The sequence below is a fragment of the Streptomyces sp. NPDC056987 genome (assembly GCF_042673865.1).
GTDB lineage: Bacteria > Actinomycetota > Actinomycetes > Streptomycetales > Streptomycetaceae > Streptomyces.
The window spans coordinates 17,381-33,163 of sequence record NZ_JBHURV010000011.1; the positions used below are offsets into that span (position 1 = coordinate 17,381).

11 protein-coding genes are annotated in these 15,783 nt (G+C 70.9%); 4 read left to right on the forward strand and 7 right to left on the reverse strand.

What is annotated here, in order from left to right; all coding sequences use genetic code 11:
• Positions 1–13: 13 nt before the first annotated feature.
• On the reverse strand, positions 14–1,345 hold the full coding sequence (locus tag ACFTZC_RS15040; protein ID WP_382889615.1) for an ABC transporter substrate-binding protein: 1,332 nt from the start codon (positions 1,343–1,345) through the stop codon (positions 14–16).
• Positions 1,346–1,604: 259 nt separating this feature from the next.
• On the opposite strand from ACFTZC_RS15040, the gene ACFTZC_RS15045 reads away from it, so the two are divergent.
• From ACFTZC_RS15045 to ACFTZC_RS15055, 3 genes are all read left to right on the forward strand, one after another.
• Positions 1,605–2,633 (forward strand): LacI family DNA-binding transcriptional regulator, encoded by a 1,029-nt coding sequence (locus ACFTZC_RS15045; RefSeq protein WP_382889617.1) that lies wholly within the window; start codon positions 1,605–1,607, stop codon positions 2,631–2,633.
• Positions 2,634–2,797: 164 nt separating this feature from the next.
• Positions 2,798–5,707, forward strand: a complete 2,910-nt coding sequence (locus tag ACFTZC_RS15050; RefSeq protein ID WP_382889619.1) for a discoidin domain-containing protein — start codon at positions 2,798–2,800, stop codon at positions 5,705–5,707.
• Positions 5,708–5,720: 13 nt separating this feature from the next.
• Positions 5,721–7,223 (forward strand): family 43 glycosylhydrolase, encoded by a 1,503-nt coding sequence (locus ACFTZC_RS15055; protein ID WP_382889621.1) that lies wholly within the window; start codon positions 5,721–5,723, stop codon positions 7,221–7,223.
• Between the two features lie 106 nt (positions 7,224–7,329).
• Here ACFTZC_RS15055 and ACFTZC_RS15060 read toward each other — a convergent pair whose 3' ends face one another.
• Positions 7,330–7,689, reverse strand: coding sequence for a WhiB family transcriptional regulator (locus tag ACFTZC_RS15060; RefSeq protein ID WP_382889623.1), 360 nt, complete (start codon positions 7,687–7,689; stop codon positions 7,330–7,332).
• A 71-nt stretch (positions 7,690–7,760) separates the two neighbouring features.
• On the reverse strand, positions 7,761–9,611 hold the full coding sequence (locus ACFTZC_RS15065; RefSeq protein ID WP_382889625.1) for a transketolase: 1,851 nt from the start codon (positions 9,609–9,611) through the stop codon (positions 7,761–7,763).
• A gap of 337 nt (positions 9,612–9,948) precedes the next feature.
• On the opposite strand from ACFTZC_RS15065, the gene ACFTZC_RS15070 reads away from it, so the two are divergent.
• Positions 9,949–10,356 carry a hypothetical protein gene (locus ACFTZC_RS15070; RefSeq protein WP_382889627.1) on the forward strand — a complete coding sequence of 136 codons (408 nt, stop codon included), beginning with the start codon at positions 9,949–9,951 and terminating at the stop codon, positions 10,354–10,356.
• A 119-nt stretch (positions 10,357–10,475) separates the two neighbouring features.
• On the opposite strand, the gene ACFTZC_RS15075 is transcribed toward ACFTZC_RS15070, so the two are convergent.
• The 4 genes from ACFTZC_RS15075 to ACFTZC_RS15090 all read right to left on the reverse strand — a co-directional run bounded on the left by ACFTZC_RS15075 (position 10,476) and on the right by ACFTZC_RS15090 (position 15,737).
• On the reverse strand, positions 10,476–12,299 hold the full coding sequence (locus ACFTZC_RS15075) for a glycoside hydrolase family 2 protein (RefSeq protein ID WP_382889629.1): 1,824 nt from the start codon (positions 12,297–12,299) through the stop codon (positions 10,476–10,478).
• A gap of 182 nt (positions 12,300–12,481) precedes the next feature.
• A complete protein-coding gene (locus tag ACFTZC_RS15080) occupies positions 12,482–13,381 on the reverse strand; it encodes a carbohydrate ABC transporter permease (RefSeq protein WP_382889631.1) in 900 nt (299 codons plus the stop codon).
• A gap of 2 nt (positions 13,382–13,383) precedes the next feature.
• The gene (locus ACFTZC_RS15085) at positions 13,384–14,337 is read right to left on the reverse strand and encodes a carbohydrate ABC transporter permease (protein WP_382889633.1); all 954 of its coding nucleotides are present in this window, start codon (positions 14,335–14,337) and stop codon (positions 13,384–13,386) included.
• A gap of 23 nt (positions 14,338–14,360) precedes the next feature.
• On the reverse strand, positions 14,361–15,737 hold the full coding sequence (locus tag ACFTZC_RS15090; protein ID WP_382889635.1) for an extracellular solute-binding protein: 1,377 nt from the start codon (positions 15,735–15,737) through the stop codon (positions 14,361–14,363).
• Between the last annotated feature and the right edge of the window lie 46 nt (positions 15,738–15,783).

The window sequence follows — 15,783 nt, forward strand, 5'->3', positions numbered from 1 at the left end:
GCGAGCGGGGTGGTCAGTCCCTCAGCGAGGCGGTGATCGCCTTGTTGTCCTTCTCCACGGACGCCCCGTCGCCGAAGACGGCGTCGCGCATCAGGCTCAGCCAGGGCCCGTTGGGGTCGTTGAAGGTCTGGCCGAACTTCAGGGCGTACGGGGTGCGGCCGTCCGCCACGAGCTGGTTGATCAGCACCAGGCGCGGGTCCGCGTCGGAGTGTTCGTTGGACGCCAGATCGGTGCGCGCCACCACGTCCTTGTGCGCGGCGACCACGTCGACCTGCGCCTCGTCGCCCAGCGACCAGGCGAGGAAGTTCCAGGCCTGGTCGGCCGAGCGGCTCGTGGCGGAGACACCGATGGCGTCACCGCCGACGAAGGTGGACCGGCCCCCGTCGGGTCCGGGGATGGGCGCGACGCCGAGGTCCAGGTTCTCGGGCATCAGCCCGAGGGTGGTCGACGGCATGGGCATCACCCCGACCTTGCCCTTGGGGAAGACCCCGGTCCAGGTCGCTCCCGTCTCGTCGCGCGCGCCGGGCGCCACGACGCCGTCCCGTACCCATCCCCGGTAGGTCTCGTAGACCTTCCGCGCCGTGCCGGAGTCGAGTTTCGCCTCGGTGCCCTCCTTGTCCAGCACGTCCTCTCCGCCGGCCCAGATGGACGGCCACCAGGTGAAGACACCGCAGCCGCCGCAGTTGCCGCCGAAGAAGGTGCCGTCGACACCGCCGCCCAGCGCGTCCACGGCCCGGGCCTGCCGGTCCCATTCGGCCAGGGTGGCGGGCGGCTTCGCGGGGTCGAGCTTCGCCCGGCGGTAGAGGTCCTTGTTGTAGAAGAGCACCGACAGGTCGAGGGTGTGCGGCACGACGTACTTCCTGCCCTCGTACGTACCGGCCTTGATGTGCGACTGTGCCAGGCGGTCGGCGAAGGGCAGGGCGTCGATGCGTTCGGTGAGGTCGGCGAAGAGCCGGCTGGAGGTGTAGTTGGGGACGAACACCACGTCGGAGGCGAAGAGGTCGGGGAGGTCGCGGGATCCGGCGGCCGCTCCGACCTTGGCCTGGTAGTCGTCGGTGGGGACGACGGTGAGTTCGATCTTGTTCTTGTGGTGTGCGTTGTACGCCTTCACCAGCGCCTCGCTCTGCGGCCGGGTCGCCGCGCGCGTCCACATCGTGAGTGTGGTGCCGTCGTCGACACCCCGGGCCCGCGCCGCCGCCCCGCCCTGTCCGCCGCCGCCCGAACCGCCGTCCCCCGAACCGCATGCCACGAGCAGGCCGGCGGCGGCGAGCAGGGCGGCGCCACCGGTGACGAGGCGGCGTGAGCGGGCGCGTAAGAGGTCGCGCGGTCCGGCCGTACTCCCCATGACGATCCCCCTTGAGTGGCGGCCCCGGCCCGTGGGCGGGCCGCCGGTCGGGACGACGGATGTGGTGGCACTGCACTCGACAGAAATGAACCGAAAAGGCTTTCAGCAAGCTAGAACCCGGTGCACCGCCCGTCAATCCCCTTGCACGGAACCGCTGTCCGGCCACCCCCGAAAGCCGCGGATACGCCCTGGACCCGCCCGGGCCGAAAGCTTCTCGCGTACGGTTTCCCCCACGCGACGCGAAAACAGGAGAACTCCCATGTCACAGGCCACCGGCCCCGCTCGTTCGCACCCGGCCCGGCTCAGCGATGTCGCCCGGCTGGCAGGCGTGTCCGTCGCCACCGCGTCCAAGGCGCTCAACGGCCGCAGCCAGGTGCGCGCCGAGACGCGGCAGCGGGTGATCGAGGCGGCGGAGCGGCTGTCGTTCCGGCCCAACCAGCTGGCCCGCGGGCTGCTCGCCGGGCGGACGGGCACCGTCGGCCTGCTCACCAGCGACCTGGAGGGCCGGTTCAGCATCCCGATCCTCATGGGCGCCGAGGACGCCTTCGGGGCGGGCGAGGTCGCGGTCTTCCTCTGTGACGCCCGGGGCGACGCCATCCGCGAACAGCACCATGTCCGCGCGCTGCTCGGGCGCCGGGTCGACGGCCTCATCGTGGTGGGCAGCAGGACCGACCCCCGTCCGTCGCTCGGCCGGGAGCTGCCCGTCCCCGTCGTCCACGCGTACGCGCCCTCGGACGATCCGGCGGACCTGTCCATCGTGCCCGACAACGTCGACGCCGGCCGGATCGCGGTGGAGCACCTGCTCGCCTGCGGCCGTACCCGGATCGCGCACATCACCGGCGACCCCGGGTACCTCGCGGCGCGGGACCGGGCCGAGGGGGCCGGGGCCGCGCTCGCCGGCGCCGGACTCGCCCTGGTGGGCGAGGCGCGGTACGGGGCCTGGTCGGAGGGGTGGGGGCGGGCGGCCACCGCGCTGCTCCTCGACCGGCACCCCGACGTGGACGCCGTGCTGTGCGGCAGCGACCAGATCGCCCGCGGCGTCATGGACGTGCTGCGCGAGCGCGGCCTGCGGGTGCCGGAGGACGTGGCGGTCATGGGCTTCGACAACTGGCAGGTCCTGACGGCCTCCTCGCGTCCGCCGCTGACCAGCGTCGACATGAATCTCGAACAGGTCGGCCGCGCCGCGGCGCACGCCCTGTTCACCGCGATCTCCGGGGCCCGGCGCTCGGGGATCGAGGCCCTGCCCTGCCGCGTGGTGATCAGGGGGTCGACGGCGCCGCTGTCCTGAACGGGGCGGTTCGCCGTACCGGTACTCCGCAGCCTCCCTTGACACGCCATCAGCTCGCTCCTACGTTGCGAAAACCTTTCAGGTCCGTTTCCGCACTCCTCGGGTCAGGAACGCCGGCGCCATCGCGAGCACACGCCTGTTGTCAACTGGACACGGAGCATCCGATGAGAAGACCGCACGTCCACCGGGCACGACGCCTGCGCACGAGGGGTTTCCTCGTCGCACTGGTGCTCAGTGTCTGTTCCGTCGTCACCGCGCCCCCGGCCGTCGCGGCGCAGACGATCGGGTTCCCCACCTTCAACGGGCCCGCGATCCCGGCCCCGCCCGTGGCCCACACGCCGGGCGACATGATGCGGGCCATGTACGACGCGGAGAGCTCGGGGACCGACTTCTGGATGGACCGGCTGCTGGCGCGCTCCGGCAACGACCCGGCCGGTCCCTGGCTGATGAGCCGCGGGCGCGCGCTCTTCATGAAGACCCACAACCCCGCCGTGCTCGGCTTCGGGGGCAACGTCGCGTACTGGGAGGGCATCAACAACCAGAACGCCTACAGCGTCGCGGTCACCCCCGGCACCTTCACCGAACAGGTCTCCCAGCGCCGGCAGGCGCCCAGCCACTGGAAGAGTGTGCACACCAGTGGCACGGTCACGGTCGACCAGACGAAGTTCATCACCGACAACAACGTCGCCGTGACCAATCTGTCGATCAGGAACACCGGCAGCGCCGCCACCACGCTGCAGTTACGGGCCGTCTCCCCGTACGCCACCACGGGCACCGGCGGTGAGCTGACCGGGCAGGTCAACGCGTACAACAACCTCACCACGATCCGTCCGCGGCTCACCGGCGACGGTTTCACCGCCTCCGGCGGCGGGCTGAACCGCTCCGTGACGATCGCGGCCGGGGCCACCGTCACCGCCAAGGTGGTGATGGGCTTCGTCACCGATGAGATCCCCGAGTCGCTCACCGAGTACAACGCCTACGCGGGCTACTCCAACGCCACCGCGTTCGCCACTCATGTGAGGGCGTACAACCTGTGGTGGGCGCAGAACGTGCCGTACATCGACGTGCCGGAGCCCGCGATCAAGAAGAACATCTACTACCGCTGGTGGCTGATGCGCTTCAACAATCTGGACGCGGACATCCCGGGGCAGACCTTCCAGTTCCCCACGTCGACCGAGGGCGTCCTCGGCTACAACAACGCGATCGCGCTCACCCAGCCCATGCACATCGACGATCTCAAGTACCTGCGCAACCCGGCCTACGCGTACGGGGACTGGCTCAGCGCCGGCCAGACGTCCAAGGGCGGCCGCTTCCTCGACAACCCGGGCGACCCGGAGAACTGGTCCAACAGCTACACCCAGTACATCGCCGAGGCGGCGTGGAAGAGCTACCAGATCCACGGCGGCCAGCCCGCGATCGCCGGCAGCCTCGCCCGGTACGCGGAGGGCGACGTCAAGGGCCAGCTCGCCTACTACGACCATGACAACAACAAGCTGATCGAGTACGACTGGGGCGCCCTGACCGGCAACGACGCCGACGCGGTGTCCTTCCACTGGAAGCCCGGGAACATGGACCGCGCGGAGTCCGCCTACCAGTACAGCGGCGCGCTCGCCGCCGCGCAGGCGTACGAGGCGACCGGCAACACCGCCAAGGCGACCGAGCTGCGCACGCTGGCGGGACAGATCAAGGACGCCATCGTCAACGTGCTGTGGAACCCGAACCGGCAGCTGTTCGAGCACCGGCTCAAGTCGACCAACGAGTGGGTGCCCTGGAAGGAGATCAACAACTACTATCCGTTCTCGGTCGGCGCCGTCCCCAACACCGCGGCGTACCGGCAGGCCCTGCGTCTCTACGACGACCCGGCCCAGTACCCCGTCTTCCCCTTCTACACGGCCAACCAGGTGGACAAGAAGGCCGCGGCGGACGCCGGCAGCCCGGGCTCCAACAACTTCTCGACCATCAACTCCACCGTGCAGTTCCGGCTGTACTCCTCCGTGCTGCGCAACTACCCCAACTCCTGGATGAACGCGACCGACTACAAGAAGCTGCTCTACTGGAACACCTGGGCGCAGTACGTCGGCGGCAACACCCAGTGGCCCGACGCCAACGAGTTCTGGGCCGACTGGAACGGCACCGGGATCGACTACCGCTCGTGGATCCACCACAACATCCTCGGCAGCAGCAACTGGACCGTGATCGAGGACGTGGCCGGACTGCGGCCGCGCAACGACGCCAAGGTCGAGCTCTCCCCGATCAACATCGGCTGGAGCCACTTCACCGTCAACAACCTCCGCTACCGGGGCGCCGACCTGTCCGTCGTCTGGGACGACCCGGCCGACGGTGTGGTGCGCTACCCCGGCATCCCGGAGGGTTACTCGATCTTCGTCAACGGCAACCGGGTCGCCACCGTCAGCTCCCTGGTGCCCCTCACCTGGGACCCGGCCACCGGTGACGTCACCACGAGCGGCACGGTCACCCACCACACGGCCGTCCCCGGGCTCAAGGCCCCCAACCAGGTGGTGCAGAACAGTCCCCGGATGGTCGACATGCTCGCCAAGGCCGGCGTCGACCTGACCGCGGATCTGCCCAACCTGGCCTCCGGGGCGTCCGTCTCCGCCTCGTACACCGGTTCCGGGAGCAATGTCTCCGGCGCGGTCGACGGGTATCCCACCAACGAGCCGTTCTGGGGCGCCGGTTCCTCCCCCAACAGCCAGGACTGGTACGAGCTGAACTTCGGCACCGCGCGCACCCTCGACGAGGTGCGCCTGTACTTCAAGGACAGCCGCCCGGCGAGCACCGTCCACCGGGCCCCGTCCGCCTACACCATCCAGTACTACGACGGCAGTTCCTGGGTGACGGTGCCCGGCCAGACCAGGAGTCCGGCCGTGCCAAGGGCCAACTACAACCTGGTGCGGTTCCCGGCGGTCAGCGCCCAGCGCATACGGGTCCTGGCCACCCACGCCTCCGGGGCCAGGACGGGCCTCACCGAGGTCAAGGTCCACCACAGGGGCGGGGCCCGGTCACCGGCCCACCCGGCGACATCCGCGCACGCACGGGCCCTGACCGACCGATGAAGGATGTGCACCAGTGACCCGCTCCAGATGTCTCTCCGTGCTGGTGGCCGTACTCACCGGGGTGGTCGCCTTCCTGGTGGCGCCACCCGTCTCCGCCACCACCGCCGCCACCGCCTTCACTTCGACGGGGGTGAACCAGAACGGCGGCAACTGCCTGGACCTGCCGGGCGGTTCGACCGCCAACGGTACGCAGTTGCGCGCGTTCACCTGCGGTGGCGGAGCCGGCCAGAACTTCGGCTTCACCCCCGTCGCCGGGACGGCCGACACGTACACGATCAGCACACCGTCCGGCCAGTGCGCCGATGTCTCCGGCGCGTCCACCGCCGACAACGGCGCGGTCATCCAGTGGCCCTGCCACGGCGCGACGAACCAGCAGTGGCGCCTCGTGCCGGTGGCGGTGGGCGGCACCGACCGGACCTTCAACCTGGTCTCCGTCAGCTCGGGCAAGTGTGTCACCCCGAGCGGCGGCGCGTCGGCCTCCGGCACCAGCCTCGTGCAGTTGCCGTGCGCCGCCGCGAACGGCAGGGTGTGGCGGCTGCCGGGCTTCGCCGGGGGCGGTACGGGCACCCGCACCTTCACCAACCCGCTCGCCCAGCGCGGGCCCGACCCCTGGCTCACGTACTACGACGGGTACTACTACCTCGCCACCACGACCTGGAACTCGACCGTCACCATGCGCAAGGCGAGCACCCTGGCGGGTCTCGCCACCGCCACCGAGCAGGTGGTCTTCAACCTCACGCGGCCCAACGGCGCCGGCACCATGTGGGCGCCGGAGTTCCATCTGCTCGACGGCCCCAGCGGAAAGCGGTGGTACTTCTACTACACGGCCGGGCGGGAGCCGTACGACCTGGGCACCCAGCGGATCCATGTGCTGGAGAGCGCCGGACTCGACCCGATGGGGCCCTACAGCTTCAAGGCCGACCTGCTCGACCCGACCCAGGACAACACCTGGGAGCTGGACCCGGGCATCCTGCAACTCGACGGCAAGCTCTACCTCCTGGGCACCTTCTACAACGGCTCCCAGCCGATGTTCATCCGGCCGCTGTCCAACCCGTGGACGGCGAGCGGCACCCGCCGGGTGCTCTCCACGCCGACCTACGGCTGGGAGACGGTGGGCGGCGCGGTCAACGAGGGCGCCGAGGTCCTCCAGCGGGGCGGCAGGACGTTCATCGTGTACTCCGCCAGTCACTGTTCCACACCCGACTACAAGCTGGGCATGCTGACCTACAACGGTGGTGACCCGCTCAACTCGTCCTCCTGGGTCAAGTCACCGAACCCGGTCTTCCAGCGGTCCAACGCCAACGGTGTGTACGGTCCCGGTCACAACGGCTTCTTCAAGTCGCCCGACGGGACCGAGGACTGGATGGTGTACCACGCCAACAGCTCGGCGGGCGGAGGCTGTGACATGAACCGCTCCACCAGGGCGCAGAAGTTCACGTGGAACGCCGACGGCACGCCCAACTTCGGCACTCCGGTGGCCCTGGGGGTCACCTTGCCGGCGCCGTCGGGGGAATAGCGGGACAGCGGGACAGCGGGACCGTCACGGCTTCCCGTGGCGCCCCTTCCCACTCCGGTCGGCTCCCGTCCTGGGACGGCCACCGCGGCGGGCGGTGACCGCCGTCTCAGGACGGCGAGTTCGGCCGGGGGCCGCGGGCCCGTGACTCCCCGCGCCCCGGCCGGCTCCGCGGGCTCCGGCGCCGGTCGGCGCGGCGGCGCAGCCGCCTGCGCTCCGCCTCGTCCGTACCGCCCCACACTCCGGTGGTGCGCTCGGTGCTCAGCGCCCACGCGAGGCACTGGCTCTCCACCGGACAGGCGTGGCACACCTGCTTGGCACGTTCCACCTGCTCGACGGCGGGCCCGGACTCCCCCACGGGGAAGAACAGCTCCGGGTCGGCGTCGGCGCAGGCCGCGTACCGCAGCCAGGCCCAGGTGTCCCCGTCCTCTTCGATGTCCTGTTGTGCGGTGATCGGCAGCGTGCTCATGGGGTCCTCTCTCCTCCGCTCCGATTCCTGGACATCGGTTCGAGTACCCCGTGGCTCGCCGCGAAACAGGGTCAGACCATGACCCTTTCCGTCAGCAGCCGCACCGCCGCGGCCACCGACTCGGCGTCGATCCCCGCGGAACGCAGCTGCTCCCCGGACGTCGCCGATCCGGGCTGGTTCCCCACCGCCAGGCGGACGAGGCGCCTCGGCGCGGGGCGGCCGTCCGAGAACACCTCGGCCACCGCGTCCCCGATCCCGCCCTCCGGGTGATGGTCCTCCACCGTGATCAGACAGCCCGTGTCGTCCGCCGCGGCCTGGAGTGCCGCCTCGTCCGCGGGCTTGACCGAGTAGAGGTCGATGACACGGACGGGGATGCCCTCACCGGCGAGGGCGTCCGCCGCCGCGAGGCACTCGTGGACGGTGGTGCCGGCGCCGATCAGTGTCACGCGGTCCCCGTCGGAACGGCGCAGCGTCCTGCTGCCGCCGATGGGGAACTGCTCGTCGGGTCCGTAGACGACCGGTGTCTTTCCCCGCAGTGTGCGCAGATAGCGGACGCCGGACAGTCCGTACGTGGCTTCCACCAGCCGCGCCGTCTGGTTGGCGTCGCAGGGGTGGAGCACCGTACTGCCGTGCACGGCGCGGAACATGGCGAGGTCCTCCAGACCCATCTGGGAGGGGCCGTCCTGTCCGATCGCGACGCCGGCGTGGGAGCCCACGACGGTGAACGAGGCCCGGCTGACGGCCGCCATGCGGAGGAAGTCGTGCGCACGGGTGAGGAAGGCGGCGAAGGTGGAGACATACGGTGCGAGACCCAGTGCCTGCATGCCGACGGCGGCCGCCACGAGCTGCTGTTCGGCGATGTAGCACTCGAAGAACCGCTCGGGGTGCTCCTTGGCGAAGAACTCCACGCGGGTGGAGTCGCTCACCTCGCCGTCGAGGGCGACGACATCCTCGCGGGCCGTTCCGAGGGCGGCGAGCGTCCTGCCGTACGCGTCCCGGGTGGCGACCTCGTCGCCCACGTCGTAGCGCGGCAGTTGGACGGGGCCGGTCCGCGGCGCGGTGCGGGCGGCCGTGTCCGGCGCGGCGGGCCGGGCCACCTGCACCCGTACGGAGCGGCGGCCGCCCAGCTCCTCGATCGCGCTCGCGGCGTCCGGCAGCGGCTTGCCGTGCATGCCCTCGCGGTCCTCGACGGAGTGCACGCCGCGCCCCTTGCGGGTGCCCGCGATGATGGCGGTCGGCTGGCGCGGGGTGGACTTCGCCTCGTTGAAGGCGGCGTCCACGGCATCCATGTCGTGGCCGTCGATCTCGACGGTGTGCCAGCCGAACGCGCGCAGCCTGCGGCCGTACGCGTCCAGGTCCCGCTGGTGGCGGGTGGGTCCCCGCTGTCCCAGCCGGTTGACGTCGACGACGAGGGTGACGGAGTCGAGGTGCTGGTCCCCGGCGTGTTCGACGGCCTCCCACACGGAGCCCTCGGCCATCTCGCTGTCGCCGGAGAGTACCCACACGTGGTACGGGGTGTGGCCGAGCCGCTGTCCGGCGAGTGCCATGCCGACGCCGACGGGCAGCCCCTGGCCCAGGGAGCCGGTGGCGACGTCGACCCACGGGAGCCGCGGGGTGGGGTGGCCTTCGAGCCGGCTGCCGAGGGTCCGGTAGGTGAGGAACTCCTCCTCGTCGATCGCGCCCGCCGCCAGGTACATGGAGTAGAGCAGCGGCGACGCGTGGCCCTTGGAGAAGATCAGCCGGTCGTTGCCCGGATGGCCGGGGTGGTCGAAGTCGTAGCGCAGATGGTTGGCGAGCAGGGCCGCCATGAGATCCGCGGCGGACATCGAGGAGGTGGGGTGTCCGGAGCCCGCCGCATCGGCGACGCGCACCGAGTCGACCCTCAACTGCTGGGCCAGTTCGGTGAGTTGTTCGCTGTTCATGTCGCTCCTTCCGTAGCGTGCCGGAAGGCCCTCCCGATCGTGGCGCTCGCGTCCGGCTCCGGAGGGCGAAAAATCGGGTCGTACCGGTCGTAGGTCACGTGCCCGGAGGCAGCGCCGACAAACACCGCCCGCCCGCTCCCGGTGCGCGACTCCCGCTGTGACGTGGTGTTTCTCCTGCCGTTTGACACCGAAGCGAGAGATGGGAGGGTGGAGCCGACGGATGAACCGCCCGCGGGCGGCTGTCCCTGCGGCACCGCCTTGGCGACCCATCCTTCCCGCCGCCCCCGCCCCGGCACGGGGGAAGGAGCGGGAGACGGTACGAGCCGAGGAGGATCGCGTGAGTGACAGGAACGAGACCACCGGTGACGAGGTCTACCAGCCGGACGGCGCCGAGGTCGGCGAGGACCAGGGCATTCTGGACGCCGAGGACACCCTGGTCGACCGGGGTTCCGATCCCTACGACGAGGGCTGGTCACCGCCCGATCGGCCGCTGGGCGTCGAGCGCGAGGGGACGACCGCGGCCGAGCGCCTGGAGGGCGAGTCCCTGGACCGGCGCCTCGCCGAGGAGGTTCCCGACCCTCCCGTGCCGGACGGGGAGGACGGCGTCGGAGACCTGCCGCACGGGGAGGGCGAGCGCGTGGACCTGGAGGCCGGCGACGAACGCTCGGACCGGCCGGGGGCGCCGGACGGGGCCGCCCGCGAGGACGCCGAGAAGGACATGATCGCCGACGCCGAGCGGGAGTGAGGCGCGGTCCCGCCCGTCCCTGTACATCGATGTACATCTGGGTACATCCGGTTCCACCGGGGCGCCACACCCCACGGGGCCCGGGTCCCGCGTACGGGATCCGGGCCCCAGGCTCCCGGCTACCGCGGGTCGCGCTCCTCGATGGCGGCCGGACGGATCTGCGCGGCGCGGATCCGCTCGACGTCCAGCTTGGCGCCGCGGTCGAAGCGGTAGACGCCGTTGCGTTCCTGGAAGACGTCGGTGAGCTGGGTGTAGCAGTAGCCGAACATGGCGGGGTCGTCGAGCAGGACGCCCGTGAGCCCGGCGAACCGCGCGTGGAACTCGTCCTCGTCGCGCACCCGTTCGCCGTACCCCCAGGACTCCGTCCGGTCCTCGCCGGACTGGGCGGCGGCAGCGGCCGGATCCCACCAGATCCCGCCGAACTCGCTGACGAAGTAGGGCTGGCCGCGGTACGGCACGGAGTAGGGCGCGCCGTTCTCGTAGGCGTTGACGAACGGTTCGTCCTTGGCCAGGCCGGACATCTGGCGCTGGAACGCGGCCGGGTCCTGCTCGTAGCTGTGGGAGTCGTAGATGTCGGTCTCGGTGACACGGTGGGCGTATCCGGACGCGTCGACGACCGGCCGGGTCGTGTCCATGGCCTTGGTGGCCAGGTACATCGCCCGGGTCACGGCGTCGAGTTGGGTGATGCGGTCGTGCAGCTTCTGGTACGTCTCGTTCAGCGGGCACCATCCGATGATCGAGGGGTGCGAGTAGTCGCGCTCCAGTGCTTCGAGCCACTGGGCGGTGTACGAGGCGTCCGGCCGCTGGTTGTCGCCCGACGAACCGCCGGTCTCACAGCCCCAGTCGCCGAACTCCCCCCAGACCAGGTAGCCGAGGCGGTCCGCGTGGTGGAGGAAGCGCTCCTCGAAGACCTTCTGGTGCAGGCGCGCGCCGTTGAAGCCGGCCGCCATGGCGATCTCGATGTCATGGATCAGGGCCTCGTCGGTCGGCGCGGTCATCAGACCGTCCGGGTACCAGCCCTGGTCGAGCACGAGGCGCTGGAAGACGGGGCGCCCGTTGAGGGTGACGGCCTTGCCCTGGATGCCGACGGCGCGGAGACCGGCGTAGCTGTCCGCGCTGTCGGTCACCCGGCCCGACGCGTCGAGGAGTTCGATGCGCAGGTCGTACAGGTGCGGGTCCTGCGGGCCCCACTCGCGCCGGCGCTCCTCGGGTACCGGGAGGTGGAGGCGCGGCGCGAGGTCGAGATCGGCGCGGACCTCCGCGCGGCAGACCTCGCCGGCGGGGTCGGAGAGCACGGCGCGCACCCGGTACCCGGGGCGGTTGCCGGAGAGCGGCAGTTCCAGATGGAACGCCGATCCGGCCAGGTCGGGCGTGATGCGGGGGCGTCGCAGATGAAGGTCGGGGACCGGCTCCAGCCACACGGTCTGCCAGATGCCGGTGACCCGGGTGTAGTTGCAGTCGTGGTTGGCGTACTGGACGGCCTGCTTGCCGCGGGCCTGCGGGCCCGACCTCGGGTCGCGGGCGCGGACGGTGAGGGTGACCTCGTCGCCGGGGCCGGCCACATCACCGAGGTCGGCGGTGAACGGGGTGAACCCACCGCGGTGGCGGGCCACTTCGGTGCCGTTGGCCCACACGGTGGTGTCGTGGTCGACGGCGCCGAAGTGCAGCAGCACCCGGCGTCCGGCCCACTCGGAGGGCAGGGTGAGCACCCGCCGGTACCAGACGGCCTCCAGGAAGTCGGTGTCTCCGATGCCGGACAGCTCCGACTCCGGCGGGAAGGGGACGAGGATCTCACCGGTCAGGGCGCGGTCCAGGAGGCCCCGCTCCAGACCGCTGTCCCCCCGGTCGGTCTCGAACTGCCAGGTGCCGTTGAGGTTGAGCCAGTCGGCACGGACGAACTGCGGTCGCGGGTACTCCGGACGCGGTACGGAGGGAGTGGGCACACGTGCTCCAGTCGGGGTGAGGGCGGGCGGCGCGGTGACCGGACCCACGAATGTACATCGTTGTAAACATGTCCCGCGGAGTCGCCCTTGACGCATCGGGACGGGGAGGGAGCGGCGTCCCGAAGCCCCGGGCCGGGGCCGGAACCGGGACCGGGATCGGGAACCGCCGCCGGGAGACGGGGTCAGGCGCCGCCGAGGCCCGTGGTGGCCACCGATCGGACGATGCGCCGCTGGAAGAGGAGGAACATGACGATCAGGGGAAGCGAGGCGAGCAGTGCGGAGGCCATGGAGTGGGAGTACACGATCCCGAAGGAGTCCTTGACCGTGGCCAGCCCCACCGGCAGCGTCATGAGGCCGGGGTCGTTGGTCACGATGAACGGCCACATGAAGTTGTTCCAGGCGCCGATGAAGACGAAGATCGCGACGGCGGCCACGATGGGCCGGGAGAGCGGCAGCACGACCGAGAAGAAGACCCGCGCCTCGGAGGCGCCGTCGATCCGGGCCGCGTCCTCCAGTTCCCGGGGCAGGGCCTCGAAGAACCGTTTGAGGATGAACACCATCATCGGCGCCACCACTTGAGGCAGCACGATCGCCGCGTACGTGTCCACCAGGTTGAACAGGAGCATCTGCTCGAAGAGGGGGACGATGAGCAGCTGCGGCGGCACCATGATGGCGGCGACGGTGACGGCCAGCAGGACGCGGCGTCCGCGGAACGTGCCGCGGGCGAATCCGTACGCGGCGAGCGTGGAGACGGCCACGGTGATCAGCGTGACCAGACCGGCCACGAGAAAGCTGTTGAAGGCCCAGGTCAGTACGTTCCCGCGGGCCAGGATCTGCTGGTAGGACTCCAGGGTGAGGGCGCCCTTGAACGGGGACAGGCCCGGCGTCGACACGTCCTGTTCGCTCTGGAGGGAGGTGGCGACCGCCCACAGGAGCGGCAGCAGCCAGACGGCCGCCAGCACGGCCAGCGCCGTCCCGGCCAGTGCCCGCGGCAGCCGCCCCGGGCCGAGGAGCATCGGCGAGCCGCCGGCCTCGCGGGGCGCACGGCGGCGCGGACGCACGGGAGTTGCGGTAGCGGACACGGTCAGTCCTCCTGGCGGAAGAAGCGGAGCTGCGCGAGGGAGATGACGATCACCAGCGCGAAGAAGACATAGGAGACGGCCGAGGCGTAGCCCAGCCGGTAGCCGCTGAACCCGACGTCGTAGACGTACTCCAGGATGGGCCGGGTGGAGCCGTTCGGGCCGCCCTTGGTGAGGATGTAGATCTGGTCGAAGACCTTGAGCGAGGCCAGGACCTGGAGCATGCCCACCATCACGGTGGTCCTGCGCAGTTGGGGCAGGGTGATGGACCACAGCCGGCGCCAGGCGCCCGCGCCGTCGAGCGCGGCGGCCTCGTCGAGGGTCTCCGGCAGTCCCTGGAGGGCGGCGAGGTAGAGCAGGAAGTTGAAGCCGACCGTCCACCAGACGGTCAGGGCGGCGATGGACCACATGGCGACCGCCTCGTCGGAGAGCCAGCCGACGGGCTCCAGGCCGAGGGTGCCGAGCAGTTGGTTGGCGAAGCCGATGTCCGGCTGGTAGAGCCAGGTCCAGATGAGGGTCACCACGGTGACGGGCAGGAGGTACGGCGCGAAGAACGCGAGGCGCCACGCCCACTGGCCGGCCAGCCCGCTGTGCACCAGCAGCGCCATCGCGAGGGCGACCAGCACCAGGGGGACGCACGAGATGAGGGTGAAGAAGACCGTGTTGCCCAGGCTGCTCCAGACGTCCGGGTCGCCGAACGCCTCGGCGTAGTTGGCGAATCCGACGAAGGACGTGTCGCGCAGCGCGAGCGAGCTGTCGGTGAGGCTCATCCACAGGCCATGGACGACGGGCCAGACCAGGAAGAGGACGAAGAGCACCAGGAAGGGGAGGACGAAGAGCAGGCCGTTGTTCCGGCCGGTGGCGCCCTTGTCGCGGAGGCGGAGGCGACCGCGCGGGGCGGTGGACGGGGGCGGCGTGCCGGTGGGCACGGCGGCACCGGTGGGTGCGGTGGTTGTCACGTCTGTAGCTCCTTGTGCTCCGGTCAGGCCACCGGGTTGGGCTGCCGGAGCAGCGTGTCCGCCTCGCGGACCATCTGCCGTACGGCCTTCTCGGCCGAGGTGTTGCCGAGCAGCGCCGACTGGAGCGGCTGGCACATGCGGTTCTGGAAGTTCGAGGCGGCTCCGGCGAACCAGTTCGGCGGATCGAGCACCGCCACCTCTCCCGCCTCCGCGTACGACGACTGAGGGGTGAGCTCCGCGTATTCGGGGCGGGCCAGTACGGGCTGGTACGCGGGGATGTGCCCGGCGCTCGCCCAGGTGAGGCTCTGCTTGACCATCTGCGCCACGTACCGGTGCGCCTGGCGCCGCCGCGCGGGGTCGGGGTCGGCCTGGCGCGGCAGGACGAAGCTGTGGGAGTCGGTGTAGACGGCGGGCTTCTCGAAGACCTGCGGGAAGGGCGCGGCGCCCAGCGGGATCCCGGACTTCCGCAGGGTCGGCAGCTCCCACTCGCCGAGCATGGCCATACCGCCGCGGCGGTCGAGGAACGCGGCCATCGCCCCGTAGTAGTCGAGGTTGTTGGGGTTGGTCCTGCCGTCGAAGAGCCGCTGCATGAACGACACGACCCGGACGGCGGCGTCCACGTCGATCTCGGGCGGCCCGCCCTCGGGCAGGGTGAACTCGGCGCCCGTCTGGGCGTAGAAGGCCGCGAACTGCCGCCAGCACTGCGCGGTGTCGGTGACATGGCCGAAGAGGATGCCCGCACCGCCGGTGGCCTTCGCGAGCGCCTTCCCCGCGTCCAGCAGCGCCTCGGGGGAACCCATCGGGGCGAGTTCGCCCGAGGTGTCGAGGAGTCCGGCCCGGTCGGCGGCGTCGCGGTCGTAGAAGACGATGAAGGGGTGGATGTCCAGCGGGACCGCGTAGACGGTTCCCTCGTGCTGTGTGCGCTTCCAGACGGCCGGGGTGAAGTCGGCCTCGCCGCAGCCGAATTCGGCGAGCAGATCCAGGTCGAAGGGGTCCAGCAGGCCGCCCGGTGCGTATCCGGCCAGCCGCGAGAGGTGGAGGACGGCCACGTCGGAGGCGCGGCCTCCGGCGGCCGACATGGCGAGCTTGGTGTAGTAGGACGGCCCCCAGTCCAGGATGGTGCGGTCGACGGTGAAGCCGTCGGGGGCGGCGGAGACGGCCTTGATCATGTCGTCCATCAGCATGCCGTCCCCGCCCTGGAAGAGGTCCCAGACGCGCAGGGCCGAGGCGTCCGCCGAGGCGGCGGGTGAGGCGCAGCCGGTCAGCGCGGCGGAGCCGAGCAGCGCGGCGCCGGCCCCGGCCATGCCGTAGCGCAGGAGCCCACGGCGGCTCGGGCCGCCCGGCGGCGGGGGCGTGAACGCGGGCCGGGGCCCCGGGACGGGTGGGGAAGAAGAACTCATCGCGGACCTTTCGACAGCCGGTCGGCTGCGCCGTTGACGGCGGCCA

Bases quoted from the DNA above. Each gene is read 5' to 3' on its own strand.
- ACFTZC_RS15060 (WP_382889623.1), bottom strand. From the start codon at position 7,689: ATGAGCACGCTGCCGATCACCGCACAACAGGACATCGAAGAGGACGGG.
- ACFTZC_RS15065 (WP_382889625.1), bottom strand. From the start codon at position 9,611: ATGAACAGCGAACAACTCACCGAACTGGCCCAGCAGTTGAGGGTCGAC.
- ACFTZC_RS15045 (WP_382889617.1), top strand. From the start codon at position 1,605: ATGTCACAGGCCACCGGCCCCGCTCGTTCGCACCCGGCCCGGCTCAGC.
- ACFTZC_RS15050 (WP_382889619.1), top strand. From the start codon at position 2,798: ATGAGAAGACCGCACGTCCACCGGGCACGACGCCTGCGCACGAGGGGT.
- ACFTZC_RS15040 (WP_382889615.1), bottom strand. From the start codon at position 1,345: ATGGGGAGTACGGCCGGACCGCGCGACCTCTTACGCGCCCGCTCACGC.
- ACFTZC_RS15090 (WP_382889635.1), bottom strand. From the start codon at position 15,737: ATGAGTTCTTCTTCCCCACCCGTCCCGGGGCCCCGGCCCGCGTTCACG.